Consider the following 3444-nt stretch of genomic DNA (forward strand, 5'->3'; position numbering starts at 1 on the left):
CTTAATTTGTGTTCGGCGGTGTCCTACTTTTCCACCCGTGTGGGTAGTATCATCGGCGCTGGCAGGCTTAGCTTCCGGGTTCGGGATGGGACCGGGCGTTTCCCTGCCGCTATGGACCGCCGTAACTTTATTCACCCGTTTCTGGGTGTACATCTTGTGTTTTGGTGGTGGGGTGCGGTGGCACGCCGACACACAAGTGTGTGGGTGTTTATGGATGTGGTTGCGAGGTCAGGATGTGCGTCTTACGTAACTCAAACATGGTGGTGTTTGTTGGTTGTTGTAAGTTTTCGGCCGGTTAGTGCCAGTTCCCTGCACCCATTGCTGGGCTTCTAGGTCTGGTCTATCAATCCCGTGGTCTGCGGGGGGCCTTATCCCTCTAAAAGGGTGAGAAGCCTGGTCTTGGAGGGGGTTTCCCGCTTAGATGCTTTCAGCGGTTATCCTGTCCGAACGTGGCTATCCAGCGGTGCTCCTGGTGGAACAACTGGTGTACCAGAGGTTCGTCCGTCCCGGTCCTCTCGTACTAGGGACAGATTTCCTCAAGCTTCTGACGCGCGCGGCGGATAGAGACCGAACTGTCTCACGACGTTCTAAACCCAGCTCGCGTGCCGCTTTAATGGGCGAACAGCCCAACCCTTGGGACCTGCTCCAGCCCCAGGATGCGACGAGCCGACATCGAGGTGCCAAACCATCCCGTCGATATGGACTCTTGGGGAAGATCAGCCTGTTATCCCCGGGGTACCTTTTATCCGTTGAGCGACACCCCTTCCACTCAGAGGTGCCGGATCACTAGTCCCGACTTTCGTCCCTGCTCGACATGTACGTCTCGCAGTCAAGCTCCCTTGTGCACTTACACTCAACACCTGATTGCCGTCCAGGTTGAGGGAACCTTTGGGCGCCTCCGTTACATTTTAGGAGGCAACCGCCCCAGTTAAACTACCCACCAGGCACTGTCCCTGAACCGGATATACGGTCCGAGGTTAGAGGCCCAATACGATCAGAGTGGTATTTCAACAACGACTCCACCCACACTGGCGTGTGAATTTCACAGTCTCCCACCTATCCTACACAAACCGTATCGAGCACCAATACCAAGTTGTAGTGAAGGTCCCGGGGTCTTTTCGTCCTGCCGCGCGTAACGAGCATCTTTACTCGTAGTGCAATTTCGCCGAGTCTATGGTTGAGACAGTTGAGAAGTCGTTACGCCATTCGTGCAGGTCGGAACTTACCCGACAAGGAATTTCGCTACCTTAGGATGGTTATAGTTACCACCGCCGTTTACTGGGGCTTAAATTCTCTGCTTCACCCCGAAGGGTTAACAGGTCCTCTTAACCTTCCAGCACCGGGCAGGCGTCAGTCCGTATACATCGTCTTGCGACTTCGCACGGACCTGTGTTTTTAGTAAACAGTCGCTTCTCACTGGTTTGTGCCACCCCCTCCCGCTGCCGGCCGCAAGAGCCTTCACGATATGGGGGTCCCCCTTCTCCCGAAGTTACGGGGGCATTTTGCCGAGTTCCTTAACCATAGTTCACTCGTACGCCTTAGTATTCTCTACCTGACCACCTGTGTTGGTTTGGGGTACGGGCCGTGTATGTCCTCGCTAGAGGCTTTTCTTGGCAGCATAGGATCACCGAATTCGCCTCAAACGGCTATGCATCACCTCTCAGGCACATGAAACGCGGATTTGCCTACGTTTCGCCCTACCGGCTTACCCCAGTACAACCACTGACTGGTACGGCTACCTTCCTGCGTCACCCCATCGCTTGACTACTACCCACCGGGGTCCCACGCAGCCCCACCAACGCCGCACCCCGAAGGGATTGGTCACGGTGGTTTTGGATGGTTAGCACAATGGATTCATCAGGGACGCACATACACGGGTACGGGAATATCAACCCGTTGTCCATCGACTACGCCTGTCGGCCTCGCCTTAGGTCCCGACTCACCCTGGGAGGACTGGCCTGGCCCAGGAACCCTTGGTCTTTCGGCGGGCAAGGTTCTCACTTGCCTATTCGCTACTCATGCCTGCATTCTCACTCCCACACCCTCCACAGCTAGATCACTCTGCTGCTTCACCGGATGCAGGACGCTCCCCTACCCAGCCATAAATGGCTGCCGCGGCTTCGGCGGTGTGCTTGAGCCCCGCTACATTATCGGCGCACAATCACTTGACCAGTGAGCTATTACGCACTCTTTCAAGGGTGGCTGCTTCTAAGCCAACCTCCTGGTTGTCTTCGCGACTGCACATCCTTTTCCACTTAGCACACGCTTAGGGGCCTTAGCCGGCGATCTGGGCTGTTTCCCTCTCGACGCACGGAGCTTATCCCCCGCCGTCTCACTGCCACACTCTTGGACTTGTCGGCATTCGGAGTTTGGCTGACGTCAGTAACCCTGTGGGGCCCATCGGCCATCCAGTAGCTCTACCTCCAACAAGAAACATGTGACGCTGCACCTAAATGCATTTCGGGGAGAACCAGCTATCACGGAGTTTGATTGGCCTTTCACCCCTACCCACAGCTCATCCCCTCAGTCTTCAACCTAAGTGGGTTCGGGCCTCCACGCGGTCTTACCCGCGCTTCACCCTGGCCATGGGTAGATCACTCCGCTTCGGGTCCAGAACACACCACTACACCACACACTGTTGTGTGGATACGCCCTATTCAGACTCGCTTTCGCTGCGGCTACCCCACCCGGGTTAACCTCGCGACATGTCCCTGACTCGCAGGCTCATTCTTCAAAAGGCACGCCATCACCCCACGCAAAGCGAGGGCTCTGACGGATTGTAAGCGCACGGTTTCAGGTACTATTTCACTCCCCTCCCGGGGTACTTTTCACCATTCCCTCACGGTACTAATCCGCTATCGGTCACTGGGAAGTATTCAGGCTTACCGGGTGGTCCCGGCAGATTCACAGCAGATTTCACGGGCCCGCTGCTACTCGGGAACACCATCAAGGTAGATGTCAGGTTTTCACGTACCGGGCTCTCACCGTCTACGGCAGGTCATCCCAAACCATTTCCGCTAACCACAACATTTTCTCACTACCCTCCAGTCGGATAGAACTGGAAAAACAGGTCCCACAACCCCGCACACACAACCCCTACCCGGTATCACATGCATACGGTTTAGCCATCCTCCGCTTTCGCTCGCCACTACTCACGGAATCACTTTTGTTTTCTCTTCCTACGGGTACTGAGATGTTTCACTTCCCCGCGTTCCCTCCCGACACCTATGTATTCAGTGACGGGTAACACGACATCACTCGTGCTGGGTTTCCCCATTCGGACACCCTCGGATCAACGCTCGGTTGGCAGCTCCCCGAGGCATATCGCAGCCTCCAACGTCCTTCATCGGCTCCCAGTGCCAAGGCATCCACCATGCGCCCTTAAACACTTACAACACAAAAACCAAAAAATGAGTTTCAAAAGAAATTGCACATCAACACACA

Annotated in this window: 2 rRNA genes; both read right to left on the bottom strand. The window is 55.4% G+C overall.

Annotation, left to right across the window (positions count from 1 at the left end):
* Window positions 1-10: 10 nt before the first annotated feature.
* Window positions 11-124 (bottom strand): 5S ribosomal RNA (gene rrf, locus E0T84_RS31445).
* A gap of 151 nt (window positions 125-275) precedes the next feature.
* Window positions 276-3395, bottom strand: a 23S ribosomal RNA gene (locus tag E0T84_RS31450).
* Window positions 3396-3444 lie beyond the last annotated feature (49 nt).

The sequence above is a fragment of the Mycobacterium sp. DBP42 genome, from assembly GCF_005924235.1.
Classification (GTDB): Bacteria; Actinomycetota; Actinomycetes; order Mycobacteriales; family Mycobacteriaceae; genus Mycobacterium; species Mycobacterium syngnathidarum.